Annotated in this window: 15 protein-coding genes; 6 read left to right on the plus strand and 9 right to left on the minus strand. The window is 70.3% G+C overall.

Annotated elements, in window-relative coordinates; translation table 11 throughout:
* Window positions 1-128 precede the first annotated feature (128 nt).
* Window positions 129-1,079, plus strand: coding sequence for an ABC transporter substrate-binding protein (locus IC63_RS10710; RefSeq protein WP_052042110.1), 951 nt, complete (start codon window positions 129-131; stop codon window positions 1,077-1,079).
* Window positions 1,076-1,792, plus strand: a complete 717-nt coding sequence (gene tenA / locus IC63_RS10715) for a thiaminase II (protein ID WP_232222586.1) — start codon at window positions 1,076-1,078, stop codon at window positions 1,790-1,792. The genes IC63_RS10710 and tenA overlap by 4 nt, the downstream gene beginning before the upstream one ends.
* Window positions 1,793-1,880: 88 nt before the next feature.
* Here the strand turns inward: tenA and IC63_RS10720 are convergent, their stop codons facing one another.
* A complete protein-coding gene (locus IC63_RS10720) occupies window positions 1,881-2,816 on the minus strand; it encodes a BKACE family enzyme (RefSeq protein ID WP_036720111.1) in 936 nt (311 codons plus the stop codon).
* 1 nt (window position 2,817) lies between these two features.
* The gene (locus IC63_RS10725; protein WP_036720114.1) at window positions 2,818-3,744 is read right to left on the minus strand and encodes a 3-hydroxyacyl-CoA dehydrogenase; all 927 of its coding nucleotides are present in this window, start codon (window positions 3,742-3,744) and stop codon (window positions 2,818-2,820) included.
* Window positions 3,745-3,826: 82 nt separating this feature from the next.
* Here IC63_RS10725 and IC63_RS10730 point away from each other — a divergent pair, with 82 nt between their 5' ends.
* Complete coding sequence (locus IC63_RS10730) at window positions 3,827-4,021, plus strand: hypothetical protein (protein WP_036720116.1); 195 nt, start codon at window positions 3,827-3,829, stop codon at window positions 4,019-4,021.
* 72 nt (window positions 4,022-4,093) lie between these two features.
* Here IC63_RS10730 and IC63_RS10735 read toward each other — a convergent pair whose 3' ends face one another.
* The 6 genes from IC63_RS10735 to IC63_RS10760 form a co-directional block, all read right to left on the minus strand.
* Window positions 4,094-4,678: an Isoquinoline 1-oxidoreductase subunit gene (locus IC63_RS10735; protein WP_408633563.1), complete on the minus strand. Its 585-nt coding sequence runs from the start codon at window positions 4,676-4,678 to the stop codon at window positions 4,094-4,096.
* A complete protein-coding gene (locus IC63_RS10740) occupies window positions 4,678-6,858 on the minus strand; it encodes a xanthine dehydrogenase family protein molybdopterin-binding subunit (protein WP_036720117.1) in 2,181 nt (726 codons plus the stop codon). Before IC63_RS10740 ends, IC63_RS10735 begins: the two co-directional genes overlap by 1 nt.
* Window positions 6,859-6,861: 3 nt before the next feature.
* Window positions 6,862-7,320, minus strand: a complete 459-nt coding sequence (locus IC63_RS10745; protein ID WP_036720119.1) for a (2Fe-2S)-binding protein — start codon at window positions 7,318-7,320, stop codon at window positions 6,862-6,864.
* A gap of 272 nt (window positions 7,321-7,592) precedes the next feature.
* The gene (locus IC63_RS10750) at window positions 7,593-8,789 is read right to left on the minus strand and encodes an acetate/propionate family kinase (RefSeq protein WP_036720120.1); all 1,197 of its coding nucleotides are present in this window, start codon (window positions 8,787-8,789) and stop codon (window positions 7,593-7,595) included.
* Window positions 8,786-10,174, minus strand: coding sequence for a bifunctional enoyl-CoA hydratase/phosphate acetyltransferase (locus tag IC63_RS10755; RefSeq protein ID WP_036720122.1), 1,389 nt, complete (start codon window positions 10,172-10,174; stop codon window positions 8,786-8,788). Before IC63_RS10755 ends, IC63_RS10750 begins: the two co-directional genes overlap by 4 nt.
* 269 nt (window positions 10,175-10,443) lie before the next feature.
* A complete protein-coding gene (locus IC63_RS10760; protein WP_036720128.1) occupies window positions 10,444-11,847 on the minus strand; it encodes a diguanylate cyclase domain-containing protein in 1,404 nt (467 codons plus the stop codon).
* A 141-nt stretch (window positions 11,848-11,988) separates the two neighbouring features.
* Here IC63_RS10760 and IC63_RS10765 point away from each other — a divergent pair, with 141 nt between their 5' ends.
* The 3 genes from IC63_RS10765 to IC63_RS19100 all read left to right on the plus strand — a co-directional run bounded on the left by IC63_RS10765 (window position 11,989) and on the right by IC63_RS19100 (window position 13,920).
* Complete coding sequence (locus tag IC63_RS10765; RefSeq protein ID WP_052042113.1) at window positions 11,989-12,267, plus strand: DUF3572 family protein; 279 nt, start codon at window positions 11,989-11,991, stop codon at window positions 12,265-12,267.
* 61 nt (window positions 12,268-12,328) lie between these two features.
* Window positions 12,329-12,895, plus strand: a complete 567-nt coding sequence (locus IC63_RS10770) for a heme NO-binding domain-containing protein (RefSeq protein ID WP_036720131.1) — start codon at window positions 12,329-12,331, stop codon at window positions 12,893-12,895.
* Window positions 12,892-13,920: a GGDEF domain-containing protein gene (locus IC63_RS19100; RefSeq protein WP_084115749.1), complete on the plus strand. Its 1,029-nt coding sequence runs from the start codon at window positions 12,892-12,894 to the stop codon at window positions 13,918-13,920. Before IC63_RS10770 ends, IC63_RS19100 begins: the two co-directional genes overlap by 4 nt.
* An 86-nt stretch (window positions 13,921-14,006) precedes the next feature.
* On the opposite strand, the gene IC63_RS10780 is transcribed toward IC63_RS19100, so the two are convergent.
* Entirely contained in the window at window positions 14,007-14,981 is a 975-nt protein-coding gene (locus IC63_RS10780; protein ID WP_408633564.1) for an ABC transporter substrate-binding protein, read from the minus strand.
* Between the last annotated feature and the right edge of the window lie 25 nt (window positions 14,982-15,006).

The raw sequence follows: 15,006 nt of genomic DNA on the forward strand, positions 1-15,006 counted from the left end.
GGGGCGCCGCCCCCCGGCGCGCGCGCGGTCATCGCCTGCCGGTCCGGCCTGCGCGCCTGGCGTGCCGCCCGCATCCTGGCCGCAACCCACCCCAACCAGATCGCCCTGATCGCAACCGGAGAGACGACATGACCCGATTGTTCCGAACCGCCTGCACCGCCGCGCTGATGCTGGCGGCCGCCCCCGCTTTCGCGGCCGAAAAGCTGACGCTGATGCTCGACTGGTTCGTGAACCCCGACCATGCGCCCGTGGTTCTGGCCGCCGAAAAGGGGTTCTTCGCCGATGAGGGGCTCGACGTCGAGATCGTGGCCCCCGCCGACCCCGCCGACCCGCCCAAGCTGGTCGCGGCGGGCAAGGCCGATCTGGCGGTCAGCTATCAGCCGCAGCTGCATCTGCAGGTCCACGAAGGCCTGCCGCTGGTCCGCGTCGGCACGCTGGTCGCCACGCCGCTGAACTGCCTGATGGTGCGCGCGGACGGGCCGATCAAGACCGTGGCCGACCTCAAGGGCCGCAAGATCGGCTATTCCGTGTCGGGGGTCGAGAACGCGATCGTGCAGGCGCTGCTGGCCAAGGCCGGGCTGACGCCCGCCGATGTCGAGATGGTCAACGTCAACTGGTCGCTGACGCCCGCGCTGATGACCGGCCAGGTCGATGCCACCATCGGCGCCTATCGCAACTTCGAGCTGACCCAGATGAAGCTCGCCGGGGGGCAGGGCAAGTGCTTCTTCGTCGAGGAAGAGGGGCTGCCGGCCTATGACGAGCTGATCTTTGTCGCCCACCGCGACAATCTGGACCGGGATCGCATCAACCGCTTCATGGCCGCGGTCGAGCGCGGCACGCAGTTCATGCTGAACCACCCCGCCGAGGCCAAGAAGATCTTTGCCGCCCACGCCCCGGACCTGAAGGACGAGCTGAACGCGACCGCCTGGGACGCGACCTTCGGGCGCTTCGCGGTGTCGCCCGCGGCGCTGGATCACGGCCGCTATGCGCGGTTCGAGACGTTCCTGCATCAGGCCGGGCTGGTCCCCGAGGTGCTGCCGGTCGGCAAGCTGGCGCTTGACCCGGGGGCGGCGGAGTGACCGCGCCGGCCCGCGCGCTGCGCCCCGACCTGCCCGCGGCCCCCGACTATGGCCGCTGCTTTGCCGCCTGGAGGGCGGCCTGCGCGGACCAGTGGCAGGCCTATACGCACCACCCCTTCGTCGAGGGGATGCGCGACGGCACTTTGCCTCGCGCGGCGTTCCTGACCTATCTCGTGCAGGATTACCGGTTCCTCGTGCATTTCAGCCGCGCCTGGGCGCTGGGGATCGTCAAGGCCGCCACGCTCGACGAGATGCGGGCCTGTTCCGCCACCGTCCACGCCCTGGTCGATGGCGAGATGGCGCTGCATGTGGGCATCTGCGCGGCAGCGGGGATCTCCGAGGCGGAACTCGAGGCCGCCGAGGAGGCGCCCGAGAACCTCGCCTACACCCGCTATGTGCTGGAGTCGGGCTATTCCGGGGACTTCCTCGACCTGCTGGCGGCGCTGGCGCCCTGCGTGCTGGGCTATGGCGAGATCGGCCTGCGGCTGGCCGCCGAGGCCGCGCCCGACACGCCCTATGCCGACTGGATCGCCACCTATGGGGGCGAGGATTTCCAGCAGACCTGCCGCGAGGTCGGGGCGCTGCTGGATGCCGCCGTCGCCCGCCGTCTGGGCGACGCGCCCGAGACGCTGCCGCGCTGGGACGAATTGGCCCGGCGCTTTGCCACCGCGACCCGGCTCGAGGTCGCGTTCTGGGGGCTGGGGCGGGTCTGACGCGGTCGCCCCAACGCCGCTCTGCACGTCGGCGCAGGGCGGTGGAGGCGATCTTCTCGCCCGGCGGCCCGCCCGCGGGTCCCCGGCGTCAGAACCCCAGATCGTCGGTACCCTTCAGCGCCAGGATCTCGCGCGCTTCCTCGGGCGAGGCGACCTCCATCCCCAGCCCTTCGATGATCTGGCGCACCATGCGGACCTGCTGGGCGTTCGTCTCGGCCAGCTTGCCGGGGCCCGCCCACAGCGAATCCTCGAGCCCCACGCGGACGTTGCCGCCCATCGCCGCCGCCATCGCGGCGATCGGCAACTGGTTCCTGCCGGCCCCCAGCACCGACCAGCGATACTGGTCGCCGAACAGCCGATCGGCGGTGCGCTTCATGTGCATCACGTCCTCGGGGTGGGCGCCGATGCCGCCCATCAGCCCGAACACGGTCTGGATGAACAGCGGGCCGGTGACGATGCCGCGGTCGAAGAAATGCTTGAGATTGTACAGGTGCGAGGTGTCGTAGCACTCGAACTCGAAGCGGGTGCCGTTGGCGCCCAGATCGGTCATCACCCTTTCCAGATCGCCGAAGGTGTTGCGGAACACGATGTCGCGGTTGCCGAGATAATCGCGTTCCCACTGGTGCTTCAACTGGCCCTCGAAGCGGTCGAGCATGGGGAACAGCCCGAAATTCATCGTCCCCATGTTCATCGAGGCGACCTCGGGGCGGAACGTCGCCGCCGGGCGCATGCGCTGTTCGATGGTCATCGTCGGCGCCCCGCCGGTGGTCAGGTTCACCACGACCTCAGAGCGCTGCTTGATGATCTGCAGGAACGGCAGGAACGCCTCGGGCGACTGGTCGGGGCTGCCATCCTCGGGGTTGCGGGCGTGCAGGTGGACGATCGCCGCGCCCGCCTCGGCGGCCCCGATGGCGGCCTCGGCGATCTCGGACGCGCTGACCGGCAGATGCGGCGACATCGAGGGCGTGTGGATCGCGCCGGTCACGGCGCAGGTGATGATCGTCTTGCGGGGCAGCTTGGCCATGTCAGCGGTCCTTTTCGGCGCGGGTCTTGAGATGGGAATCGAGGGCGGCGAGTTCGCTGTCGCGCCATGCACTCCGGGCGCGCACCCCGTCGGGCGTCGCCGAGTGGGGAAAGGCAGCGGCAATCCTGTCCGCGACGGCTGCGGAAAACGCCGCGCCGCGGGCGGCATCGTCGGCCAGCCGCCCCAGGGTCGGGCCATAGCGGCGCATGTAGTCGGGCACCCCCTGCGGCGCGTTCAGCGATATCGTTTCCAGCGGCCCCATGAACGCCCAGCGCCGGCCCAGCCCGTGCTTTACCGTGTCATCAAGGCCCTGGACCGTGCAGACGCCTTCGTCCACCAGCCGCAGCGCCTCGGCCAGCAGGGCGGCCTGCAGGCGGTTCAGCACGAAGCCCTCGATCTCGCGCGAGAGCCGCACCGGCACCTGGCCGACACGGGCATAGATCGCCTCGGCGCGGTCCATCATCTCGGGCGCCGTCGCGGGCGAGGGGCACAGCTCGACCACCGGGATCAGGTGCGGCGGGTTGACCGGGTGCGCGACCAGACAACGCCGGGCGCCGGGTAGGTCGGCCGAAAAGGCCGAGGCCGGCAGCGCCGACGAGGACGAGGCGAGGATCGTATCCGGCGGGGCGGCGGCGTCCAGCCGCGCGAACAGCTCGCGCTTGACCTCCAGCCGCTCGGGGCCGTTTTCCTGGACCAGGGCGGCACCCTCCAGCGTCGCCTCGAGCGAGGCCACCGGGCGGATGCGCCGGGCGATGGCGGGATCGCCGCCGGCCTCGGCCACCATCGCCGCCATCTCGGCCGGCAGCCGGTCCAGCGTGGCCGTGTCGGGGTCCCAGGCCCGCACCGTCAGCCCGCCGCGGGCAAAGACATAGGCCCAGGCGCGGCCGATCAGTCCGGCGCCGACGATGGCGATTTCAGGGTCGGACATGGGGTCTCCTTACAGCCACGGCACCTTGCGGCGCAGGTCGATATCCTAACCCTGCACCCGCGGCGACCGCCAGCGCCGGGTGATGGAGGCGCGCGCCGCCACCCGCGGCCTGCCGGTCGACCAGATCGAGGCCGAGGCGTTTTCGCACACCGCGATCCGCGAATATGTCACGGCAGAACAGATCGCGGACCAGGTTCTGTATCTCGCAAGCCCGCGCGGCCGAACGATCCCGGGCCAGTCGCTGTCGGTCTGCGGCAGGACCGAAAGGCCGGGCTGACGACCCCCCGCCGGCCGCGGCCGTCCCGCGCGGCCCGATCTGGCAGCGCTCAGCGGCGGGGTCGCGTCCCGCTCAGCCCGCCGGACACACCGCGCCGGTGTCGATCCAGGCGCGGGTCAGTTCGCCGAACAGCTGCTGCGATCCCGGCGCGGGGGTGCGGCCTTCGCCGGGCGCCCAGCCCCAGCCGACCAGTCCGTCACGGGCGTGGTGGTCCAGGATCGCCGCGAGGTCCTTGCCGCCGTTGCGGGCCGGGTCCTTGATCTGGGCGCAGATCTCGGCCAGCGAGCGGCCCTGCCAGCCCATCGAGACCGGGGCGAGTTGCCACGGATCGTGGCCGGGGATTGACCCGGTCCGGGTCAGATAGGGGATGTTCTCGGTCCCGTGACAGCTGTTGCAGTTCAGGCCCGCGGCGCCGAAATCGGCCTCGCCGCGCACGATGGGCGGGTTGTGGGGGTGCATGTCGTCGCCCTGGGTCGGCCCGCCGGTCACCGGGTGGCAGTTCAGGCAGCGCGGATGCTGCAGCACCTTGCCCATCTCGGTGAACAGCGCGGCCGAGCGAGCGGCGTCGTTCGCCCCGGTGATCTGGTCGGGGGCGCGCAACTCCTGCGCCACGGCGGGAGCGGCCAGCACGGCGGCCATCAGCGTCATGCGCAGCATCACACCACCCCCGGGTTCTGAAGCATCGGCAGGGCGCGGGTCTTCTGCCCGGTCAGCGCCCGCCACGCATTGGCGACGGCCGGCCCGATGGGCGGCACGCCGGGCTCGCCCACCCCGGTCGGGTCGGCGTCGGATTTGATGATCGTCACCTCGACCTGCGGCATCTCGTGGATGCGCAGGCTGGGGTAATCGTCATAGTTGCTTTCCTGCACCGCGCCGTTCTCGCCAAGCGTGATCTGGCTGTGCAGGATGGCGCCGAGGCCAAAGCCGATCCCGCCCTCCATCTGCGCGCGGATGATGTTGGGGTTCACCGGGATGCCGCAATCGACGGCGCACCAGGCGCGGGTGACCTGCGGCCGGCCGTCGCGGTTTTCCAACTCGACGATCTGGGCGACATAGGTGCCGAAGCTCTTGGCGAAGGCCATGCCATAACCCTTGTCGCCCTGCACCTTGCCGGTCCAGCCGGCCAGGTCGCGCACCGCCTCGATCACCGCGCGTTCGCGGGCGGCGTCGGGTTTCAGCAGATCCAGGCGCCCCTGCACCGGGTCCTTGCCGGCCGCTTCCAGCAATTCGTCGACGAACATCTCGGTCGCCAACGCGGTGTGGGTGGACCCGACCGAGCGCCACCACAGCACCGGAACCCCCGTCTTCAGCTGCCGCCAGGCCGCGCGGAACCCGCCGAAGTCATAGGGCAGCCCGATCGAGCCTTCGTACGAGCTGCTGTCCAGCCCGTCCTTCATCATCGCCTCCATCGCCGTGCCGGCCATGATCGACTGGTTGGCGATAACGTTTTCCCAGGCGGTGATCCGGCCCTCGGCGTCGATGGCGCCGCGCATTCGGTGCACCGACAGCGGACGGTAATAGCCGCCGCGGATATCGTCCTCGCGCGTCCACATCAGCTTGTAGCTGCCGGGGCCGCCGGCCTTGGCCACCTCGGCCAGCTCGGTCGCGAAATGCGCCGTGCCCTGCGCGCGGCGGCCGAAGCTGCCGCCGGCGAGCAGCACGTTGACCCGCACCGACTCCATCGGCAGGCCCAGCGTCTTGGCGAGCGCCGCCCGGTCGATGCCGGGGAACTGGCAGCCATAGGAGGCCTCGGCCGACCCCTCGGCCAGGGTGACGACCCCGTCCAGCGTTTCCATCGGCGCGTGGGCCAGATAGGGAAACTGGTATTCGGCCTCGATGACCGTGGCGCCGGGCGCGTCGAAGCCGGACAGGTCGCCCGTCTCCTCGACCGTGCGCCCGGCCTCGCGGGCGGCCGCCGATGCCTCGGCCATGATCTGCTGGCTGGTGCGGGTCTCGGCCGCCGACAGGTCCCATTCGACCTTGAGCGCCTTGCGGGCCTTCAAAGCGGCAAAGGTGTTGTCGGCATAGACGGCGACGCCCTGCGGCAACGGACGGATGGCGCGGACCCCGGCGACCTTCGCCGCCTCGGCATCGTCATACGAGGCGACGGTGGCGCCAAAGCTGGTCGGGCGTTCGATCACCACCACCTGCGCGCCCTCGGGAAACTGGTCGAGCGTGAACATCGCCGTGCCGTCGGTCTTGCTGGCGGTGTCGAGCTTGGGCAGGTCGGTGCCGATCAGCACCCACTGGTCGGATGTCTTGAGCGTGGGATTGTCCGGCACCGGGCGCTGCGCCGCGGCCTCGGCGAAGGCGCCGAAGCCGCTCTCCTTGCCGGACGGATGGGTGATGCGCCCCTTGGCGACGGTGATCTCGGCGGCCGGCACGCCCCAGGCCTCGGCCGCGGTCTCGACCAGCATCTGCCGCATCGCGGCCCCGGCCCCGCGCATCTGCAGGAAGCTGTTGCCCAGCGCGGTCGACCCGCCCGTCCCCTGCATGCCGAAGGCGAGGTTGGCGTACAGCGTGTCATCGGCATGGGCGAGCGCGCCGCGGACCTGCGCCCAGTCGGCGTCCAGTTCCTCGGCCACCAGCGTGGCGAGGCCGGTCAGCGGACCCTGGCCGAATTCGATATGTTTGACGATCACCGTGACGGTGTCGTCGGGGGCGATGTGGACGAAGGCGTTGGGCGGCACCGGCGCCGGCGCCAGCGCCGGGGGGACGGCCTGCTCGGCACCCTGGGGTGGGGCGTCCTGGGCGCGCCCCTTCAGCGGCAGCGCCAGCGCGATCATCAGCCCCGAGGTGGCGCCCAGGAACCCGCGGCGGGATGTGGCGATGGTCATGGCTCAGCCCTCCAGCGTCCGGGCGGCGTCGTGGATCGCGGTGCGGATGCGGTGATAGGTGGCGCAGCGGCAGATGTTGCCGGCCATCGCCTCGTCGATCTGCTGATCGGTGGGGGCGGGCAACTGCTGCAGCAGCATCGTCGCGCTCATCACCTGGCCCGACTGGCACCAGCCGCATTGCGGCACGTCCAGCGCCCGCCAGGCGGCCTGCACGGCGTCGTATTCGCGCCCGCTCATCCCTTCGATGGTGGTGACGTCGGCGCCCGCGAGCGTGCGGATCGGCGTCACGCAGGCCCGGCGCGGCATGCCGTTCAGCATCACCGTGCAGGCGCCGCATTGCGCCACGCCACAGCCGAACTTGGTGCCGGTCAACCGCAATTCGTCGCGCAGGACCCACAGCAGGGGGGTGTCGGGATCGACGTCGAGGGTACGTTCTGCGCCGTTGATGGTGAGGGTGGTCATGGCCTTGCTCCGTCGGCTGGGCGTTCGGGACCGTTCACAACCCACGGTTAACCGGCTGGGGGATCGCGTCAATGGCATCCGCGAGGGGCAGGGCGCGCGGCGCTGCCAACAGGCTGTTCTCATTCGAAAGATAGGATGAGCGCGGGGTTGCCGATCCGGGGGCGTGCCGCCCCGGTCAACGCCGGCGGCGCCTTGGATGACATTTTGGCCGCCCCGCCGAGCCCGCCCGGGCGCCCAGGCGGCCGTCACGGCAACGCCGCCGCGCAGTCACGTCACGGGCGCGCCGGCTGCCGGTCCTTCTCCGCGGCCAGCATCTCGCGCGCGGCCCGCGCGATCACCATCCCCTCGTCGGTCGCAATCACCATCACATGCACGCGCGACATCTCGGACGATACCAATGTCTCGTTGCGGCTGTTGCGGCCGTGGTCGATCTCGATCCCCATCCACTCGGTCCGCTCGCAGACCCGGGCGCGGACCTGGCGCGAATTCTCGCCGATCCCGCCGCAGAAGACGAGCGCGTCGATCCCGCCCATCGCCGCGGCCATCGCGCCCAGCTCGCGCTGTATGCGAAAGACGAAATAGTCGATGGCCTGCTGGGCCTCGGGCGCCTGAGACGCCTCGAGCGTGCGCATGTCGTTGCTTAGCCCGCCCGACAGGCCCAGAAGCCCCGACTGCCGATACAGGATGTCCTGTACCGCATCGGGTGACAGCCCCTTCTGTTCCATGAGATACATCACCACGCCGGGGTCCAGCTGGCCGCAGCGGGTGCCCATCGGCAGGCCGTCCAGCGCCGTGAAGCCCATCGTCGAGGCGACCGACCGGCCGTCCTGGATCGCGCACATCGAGGCGCCGTTGCCCAGATGCGCCACCACCACACGCCCCGCCGCGACGGTCGGGGCGCGGCGTTTCAGTTCGGAACTGACATAGTCATAGCTCAGCCCGTGAAAGCCGTAGCGGCGCACCCCCTCGTCGTAAAGGCTGCGGGGCAGCGCGAAGGTGTCGTTGACCCACGGGTGAGTGCGATGAAAGGCGGTGTCGAAGCAGGCGATCTGCGGCACGCCGGGAAAGGCCGCGATGGCGGCACGGATGCCCGCGATGTTGTGGGGCTGGTGCAGCGGCGCAAACGGCGACAGGCTTTCGAGCTGTGCCAGCACCGTGTCGTCGACCCGCACCGGCGCGGTAAAGGCGATGCCGCCGTGCACGACCCGGTGGCCGACCGCGACGGCGCGGAAATCGGGAAACGCCGCGCGCAGGCTGTCCAGCGCCAGTTGCAGCGCCTGGGCGTGATCCTGCGGCACGCCATCCGCGACCGGCAGGGCCCTGCCGTCCGCGTCGGTCAGCGTGATGCTGCCCTCAGCGCCGATGCGGTCCACCAGCCCCTGCGCCAGCCGGCGGTCGCGATCGGCGGCGTAGACGACGAATTTCAGCGACGAGGACCCCGCGTTCAGGGCCAGGATGACCGGGATCATCGCTTTGCCTCGGCCGCGCGATGCGCGTCATGCAGCGCGGCGATCGCGCAGGACGCCAGCCGCGAGGCGGCGCTGTCGGACCGGGAATTCAGGATCACCGGGACCTTCGCGCCCAGCACCAGCCCGGCGCCCTCGGCGTGGCTGATGAAGGACAGCTGCTTGGCCAGCATGTTGCCCGCATCAATGCCCGGCACCACGAGGATATTCGCCCGCCCCGCGACGTTGCCGCGCAGCCCCTTGGTGCGCGCCGCCCCGATATCCACCGCGTTGTCCATCGCCAGGGGCCCGTCCACCGCGCCGCCGGTGATCTGCCCGCGCTCGGCCATCTTCGACAGCAGCGCCGCGTCGATCGAGGACTGGATCGCGGGGTTCACCGTCTCGACGGCCGAGAGGACGCCGACCCGCGCCTCCATCCCGATTCCGGTCGCCAGGTCGATGGCGTTCTGGACGATGTCCATCTTGGTTTCCAGGTCGGGGGCGATGTTGATCGCGGCGTCGGTCACGAACACCGGCTCGGGCCGGCCGGGCACGTCCATGACGAAGACATGAGTCAGCCGGCGGCCGATGCGCAGTCCGGTGGCCTTGTCCAGCATCGGCCGCAGCAGGTCGTCGGTGTGCAGATGGCCCTTCATCACTGCCGCTGCGCGACCGGCGTGCACCAGCCGGCAGGCCTCGGCCGCGGCCTCGGCGTCGCCGGCGATGTCGACGATCTCGATCCCCTCCAGCGTCTCGCCCATCGCGGCGGCGGTGGCCCGGATCGCGTCGGCCCGGCCGATCAGGATCGGGGTGATGATGCTCTCTTCTGCCGCCCGCAGCGCCCCGCCCAGCGCGTTCTCGTCGTCCGGGCAGACGACCGCCGTGGGGATCGCAGGCAGGGCGCGGGCGCGGTCGATAAGGGCGTCGAAATGGCGGTGGCGTTCGACGATGAGGCCAGGGACCTCGATGTCGTTGCGCTCGAACTTGCGCTGCGGCGCGGTGACTACGGCCGCGCCATCCAGCAGCAGGGCGTCGTCCCCGATCCGGTGCAGCCGGGTGGACAGGGTGACGCTGCCATCGGCGGTCTTGTCGGTGACCTCGACGCGGCAGATCACCTCGTCGCCCGCATGGGCCCGGTCGTGAAAGGCCAGGGTCTGGTGGCGGTAGAGCGTCCCCGGCCCCGGAAGCCGCGTGCCCAGGACGGCCGAAAAGAGCGACGCCAGGAACATCCCGGGCGCCACGTTGTCGGCCCGCCCGTCGCCGTCGCCGTCGTGATCGGGCAGGTGCATCGGGTTGAAGTTTCCCGATACGGCGGCAAAGGAATACAGGTCGTCGGGGGTGATGAGGCGCCGGATCTCGGCGGTGTCGCCGATCCGAAGCTCGGCGAAGGTGCGGTTGACAAGATGCATGGGTCGGCCTTTTCAGCGAAACGGGCGGGTGGCGCGCGGACGGGTTGCGGCGGCCCGGACGCAGGGTCGGACTCAGGGACGGGCGCCGGGTTCGCGGTCCGATACCGCATTCCCCGGCCGCGGTGCTAGAGGATCGCGAGGATCGCGGTGCGAGAGGATGATGACGCGAGGGCCGCCCCCGGCGATGGGATCGCTGGCGGGAACCCCGCCGCTTGGTGCCGCGTCTCAGCCCTCCTGATCGTCCCCGCCGTTGCCCGCCGTGGCCCGGTTCACGCCGCGGCGTCCAGCCCCGCGACGATCAGCCGGTTGCGCCCGCTGCGCTTGGCGTTCAGCAGCGCGGCGTCGGCGCGTTCCAGCAGCGCCACCGCCAGCGACTGCGCGCTGGCGCCCGGATCGGGCATCAGCCCCGCCACGCCGGCGGAGATCGTGATCGGCAGCGGCGGCCAGCCGTCGCGGCAGGTCAGCACGAACGGGCGTTCGACGACGGCGGCGCGCAACCGCACGGCCAGCGCGGCGGCCTCGGACTGGGAAATGTCGGGCAGCACGGCCAGGAATTCTTCGCCCCCGAGGCGGGCCATAAAGCCCCGCCCCGCGACGGCCTGTTCGAGACGCGAGGCGAGTTCGATCAGCACCGCGTCTCCCGCGGCATGGCCGTAGCTGTCGTTCACCTGCTTGAAGCGGTCGATGTCGATGGCGATCACCGCGCAGTCGCGCGAGGGGTTCAGCAGCGGATCGCACAGTTCCGCCAGCCGCGGCAGCGCAAAGCGACGGTTGGCGAGGCCGGTCAGCGGGTCGATCCGCGCCAGGCTGCGTTCGTGTTCGGCCGCTGCACGGTGGATGTCGGCCGACCGCTTGCGGCGGATCAGCGCGGCGACGCGCAGCGCCGCCTCGTCTGCCTCGTCGGCCGCGGCCAGCGTCGCAGGCAGCACGTCCCCCGCGCCCAGATCGAGCGCCACCGACATCATGTCCTGCCGCGCGCTATTCAGCACAACGGCAAACCCGGCGTTCCGCGAGGACCGGCGCGAGCGCAGCTCGGACAGCAACCGCAGCCCGTCCCCCTGCTGGGCGATGTCGGCCGCGATCAGATACAGGTCCGGGACCAGCCCCACCGCCGCCTCGGACAGCGCCCGGTCGGGATCCGAGATCCTCAGCTGCGCGGCCAGCCGCGGCCCGAGCGCGTGGCGCCAGCCAAGCCCCACCGCCGCGTCCTCTGCCACCAGCAGGATCGAGGCGGGAGGCGCGGGTTGCGCCGACCCAAGATCGAAGCTCGCCTGCTCTTCGGCCATGCCGGCCAGCATGGGTTCGGGGTCGGCGCTGGCATGATCGCGCATCAGCCCGCGGATCCGCGCCAGAAGGTTCATCTCGTTGACCCCGCTGTCCAGCACCGCGGCCGCGCCGGCGGTCAGCGCCCCCACCCGCAGATGCCGCGGGACGGTCATCATCACGGGAATCGCGGGATCGGTCCTGACGATGCGCCGGCACAACTCGATCGCGCTCATGTCGCCGGGGCTGCCGCCGATCAGGACCATCGTCGGCCGCATCCGGGACAGGATCGCCAGCGCCTCGGCCCCGTCCCGCGCGGTCAGGGGGTCATAGCAGGCCGCGGCCAGCCGCACCTTGAGCGTGATGCGGTTCGTTGCTGCCCCATCGACAACCAGGATCTGACCCGACATAGCGCGACCTCGAAGACAAGTTCCCGGCCAATCTGCACCGGATTGATTAACAAACCGTTGTCGCCGCGCGACTTCACGAAGAGGTGCATGCCGGGTGCATGTCACGCTTGCATCGCCGGTCGGGTGGCGGATAGTGGCGCGATGATCACCCGCGCCACCCTGGATCAGCTGACGAGCGCCATCATGGCGGAACTGGCCGGATCTCCGGACCTGGTGTCAGAGCTGATGGCCGAGACCGGCCTGCAGCCGGGTGACCTCAGGCGGCTTGCCGCGGATCGGTCGGACGATCTGGCGGCGGCACTGCTCGACTTTATCTGTGCGGCCGACTCGCGGCTGGAACAGTTCGCGGCCAATGCCGGTTGGCAGCCGGACAAGGTGGCCTATGCCCGCGCCGCGCTGGAAAACGGGCAGATCCGGTAAATCTTCATCGGCTGTTAATCGGTTGCCCGCTACATATGGGCGACAGAATCAGGGAAAGGCGATGCACGGGCTCATCAACCGCGCCATCGAGGAATTCACCCGTGCCACCTATGGTGATGCGCTGTGGACGGCTGCGGCGACGGCGGCGGGCGCCGATCCGCGTGGGTTCGCCATGATGCGCCACTATGACACCGCGCTGACAGGGAAGATGATGCGCGAACTCGCGCGGCGGCTGTCGCGGTCTCCGCGCGAACTGGCCGAGGATATCGGCGCGTGGATCGCGGGGGTTCCGTCCATTCGCCGCCTGCTGCGCTTTTCCGGCAGCAGCTTCGATGCGTTCGTCGCGGCGCTGCCCGAGATACAGGGGCGGGCGCTGATGGTGGTGCGCGGCTTTCAGCTGCCGGCGCTCTCGGTCTCGGCGACCGCCGAGGGCTGGACGATCGTCGCGGACGCAGAACCGATCTGGATCCACGCGCTGTCGGGCATGCTGCGGGCGATGGCCGACGATTATGGCGTGCTCGCGGTGATCGAGGTGGCGGGGGACCAGTTGCAGGTCTCGGTGCCGCTGACGGCATTCAGCGAGGGGCGGCCGTTTTCGATCAGCGATCCGCTGCTGGGGGTGGCATGAGACACCGCGACCTGACCCTGGCTGGCGGCGCCGGCCTGCTGCCTGACGAAGCCGCCGCGGCGCCTCCGCCCGCGCTGGCCGAGGCGGCGCTGTCGATGATGCCGATGCATCTGCTGGTCTCGGCTGACGGGCGCGTCCTGTCAGCCGGCGCCACGCTGGCGCGGCTGCTCCAGGGCCAGGACCGCTTCGACGCCGCGTTCGACCCGATCGGCCCGGCTTGCATCGGCGATCTGGCGCGGGCCGAGCGGGTGTTCCTGCGCCTGCGCTCGGACCCGGCGCGGGTCCTGCGGGGCAGGGGAAGCCTGCTCGCGGACGGGGCGGCGCTGTTCAATCTCGGCTTCGGCATCGGCCTGGTCGACGCCGTGCGCGCCTTCGATTTGACCGACCGCGACTTCGCCCCCTCGGACCTGGCGATGGAACTGCTGTTCCTGCACGAGGCCAACAGCGCCATGACCGACGAGCTGTCGCGGGCCAACCTGCGGCTGGAGGAGGCGCGCAGCAAGGCCGAGGCCGAGGCGTTCACCGACCCCCTGACCGGCCTGTTCAACCGGCGCGGTCTGGAACTCTCCTTTGCGGCGCTGCGCCAGGGGGCCAGCATCGACCTGTCGCAGCAATTCGCGCTGGTGCTGATGGATCTCGACCACTTCAAGACGCTGAACGACACGCATGGCCACGCGGCGGGCGATGCGATGCTGCGCGAGGTGGCGGTCCGCCTCAACGCCGCCACCCGGGCCGAGGACACCATCGCGCGCACTGGCGGCGACGAATTCGTGCTGTTGCTGCCGCATTTCGCCGATGCCGAGCGGCTGGAGCGTCTGGGTCAGCGCATCGTGGCCAGCATCGAGCAGCCGTTCGATTTCAACGGCACCACCTGCCGGATCTCGGTCAGCCTGGGCGGGGCGCTGTCGACGGATTATCCCTGCCTCGACTGGGCCGCGATGCAGGCGGCTGCCGACGACGCGCTGTATCGCGCGAAACGCGCCGGCCGGGGCTGCCTGCGGATCGCGGGGCATGGCAGCGACTAGCGCGCCGAGGCGTCTGGTCTTGCCAGCCGATCCCGCAAGGTCCGTCCGGCAATCCCGGTGGGGTCACGTGGGCCGCCGCGGCCGCCCTATTTCAGCGCCTTGTCGGTGATCGCGCTGGTCCAGGCCCCCTCCGGCGCCTTGGAAATCACCGGATCCGACCCGCCCGACAGCAGCGTCTGGACCGTCCGTTCGGCATCGGCCGGGTCCAGCGCACCATTAGAACCGGCGGTCAGCTTGGCGACCTCCTGCATCATGCGGACCTGGTGCGCCTCGGTCTGGGCGCCGGTCTCGTCGTTTTCCAGCACGATTGCCGCGGCCTCCTCGGGGTGCTCCTCGGCGTATTTCCAGCCCTTCATCGAGGCGCGGACGAAGCGGACCAGCTTGTCCTCCATCGCCGGGTCCTTCAGCTTTTCTTCCAGCGTGTACAGCCCGTCCTCGAGCGTCGCGACGCCCTGGTCCTCGTACTTGAAGGTCACCAGATCCTCGGGCTTCAGCCCCGCATCCAGCACCTGCCCGTATTCGTTATAGGTCATGGTGGAAATGCAGGCCGCCTGCTTCTGCAGCAGCGGATCGACGTTGAAGCCCTGCTTCAGCACCGTCACACCCTCGGGCCCGCCGTCGGTCTTGAGCCCCAGGTGGTTCATCCAGGACAGGAACGGATATTCGTTGCCGAAGAACCAGACCCCCAGCGTCTTGCCCTTGAAGTCCGTCTTGGGGTCGGTGATCCCGCTTTCCTTGAGACAGGTCAGCATCATGCCCGACGACTTGAAGGGCTGGGCGATGTTCACGATCGGCAGACCCTTTTCGCGCGCGGCCAGCGCCGCGGGCATCCATTCGACGGTGACATCCGCCCCGCCGCCGGCCAGCACCTGGGTCGGCGCGATGTCCGGCCCGCCCGGCTTGATCGTGACGTCGAGGTTCTCCTCGTCGTAGAACCCCTTGTCCTTGGCCACGTAATAGCCCGCGAACTGGGCCTGGGTGACCCATTTCAGCTGCAAGGTAAGCGGGTCCGCGGCCCAGGCGCCCCCGGCCATCAGGCCGAACGCCGCGGCCGACATCATCAGTTTCGTCATGTGACTACCCTCC

The sequence above is a fragment of the Paracoccus sphaerophysae genome, assembly GCF_000763805.1.
Classification (GTDB): Bacteria; Pseudomonadota; Alphaproteobacteria; order Rhodobacterales; family Rhodobacteraceae; genus Paracoccus; species Paracoccus sphaerophysae.

Coding starts and splice junctions, on each gene's coding strand:
- IC63_RS10780 (WP_408633564.1), bottom strand. CDS start 14,981: ATGATGTCGGCCGCGGCGTTCGGCCTGATGGCCGGGGGCGCCTGGGCC.
- IC63_RS10750 (WP_036720120.1), bottom strand. CDS start 8,789: ATGATCCCGGTCATCCTGGCCCTGAACGCGGGGTCCTCGTCGCTGAAA.
- IC63_RS10770 (WP_036720131.1), top strand. CDS start 12,329: ATGCACGGGCTCATCAACCGCGCCATCGAGGAATTCACCCGTGCCACC.
- IC63_RS10735 (WP_408633563.1), bottom strand. CDS start 4,678: ATGCTGCGCATGACGCTGATGGCCGCCGTGCTGGCCGCTCCCGCCGTG.
- IC63_RS10740 (WP_036720117.1), bottom strand. CDS start 6,858: ATGACCATCGCCACATCCCGCCGCGGGTTCCTGGGCGCCACCTCGGGG.
- IC63_RS10710 (WP_052042110.1), top strand. CDS start 129: ATGACCCGATTGTTCCGAACCGCCTGCACCGCCGCGCTGATGCTGGCG.
- IC63_RS10745 (WP_036720119.1), bottom strand. CDS start 7,320: ATGACCACCCTCACCATCAACGGCGCAGAACGTACCCTCGACGTCGAT.
- IC63_RS10765 (WP_052042113.1), top strand. CDS start 11,989: ATGATCACCCGCGCCACCCTGGATCAGCTGACGAGCGCCATCATGGCG.
- IC63_RS10730 (WP_036720116.1), top strand. CDS start 3,827: ATGGAGGCGCGCGCCGCCACCCGCGGCCTGCCGGTCGACCAGATCGAG.
- IC63_RS10760 (WP_036720128.1), bottom strand. CDS start 11,847: ATGTCGGGTCAGATCCTGGTTGTCGATGGGGCAGCAACGAACCGCATC.
- IC63_RS19100 (WP_084115749.1), top strand. CDS start 12,892: ATGAGACACCGCGACCTGACCCTGGCTGGCGGCGCCGGCCTGCTGCCT.
- IC63_RS10755 (WP_036720122.1), bottom strand. CDS start 10,174: ATGCATCTTGTCAACCGCACCTTCGCCGAGCTTCGGATCGGCGACACC.
- IC63_RS10720 (WP_036720111.1), bottom strand. CDS start 2,816: ATGGCCAAGCTGCCCCGCAAGACGATCATCACCTGCGCCGTGACCGGC.
- IC63_RS10725 (WP_036720114.1), bottom strand. CDS start 3,744: ATGTCCGACCCTGAAATCGCCATCGTCGGCGCCGGACTGATCGGCCGC.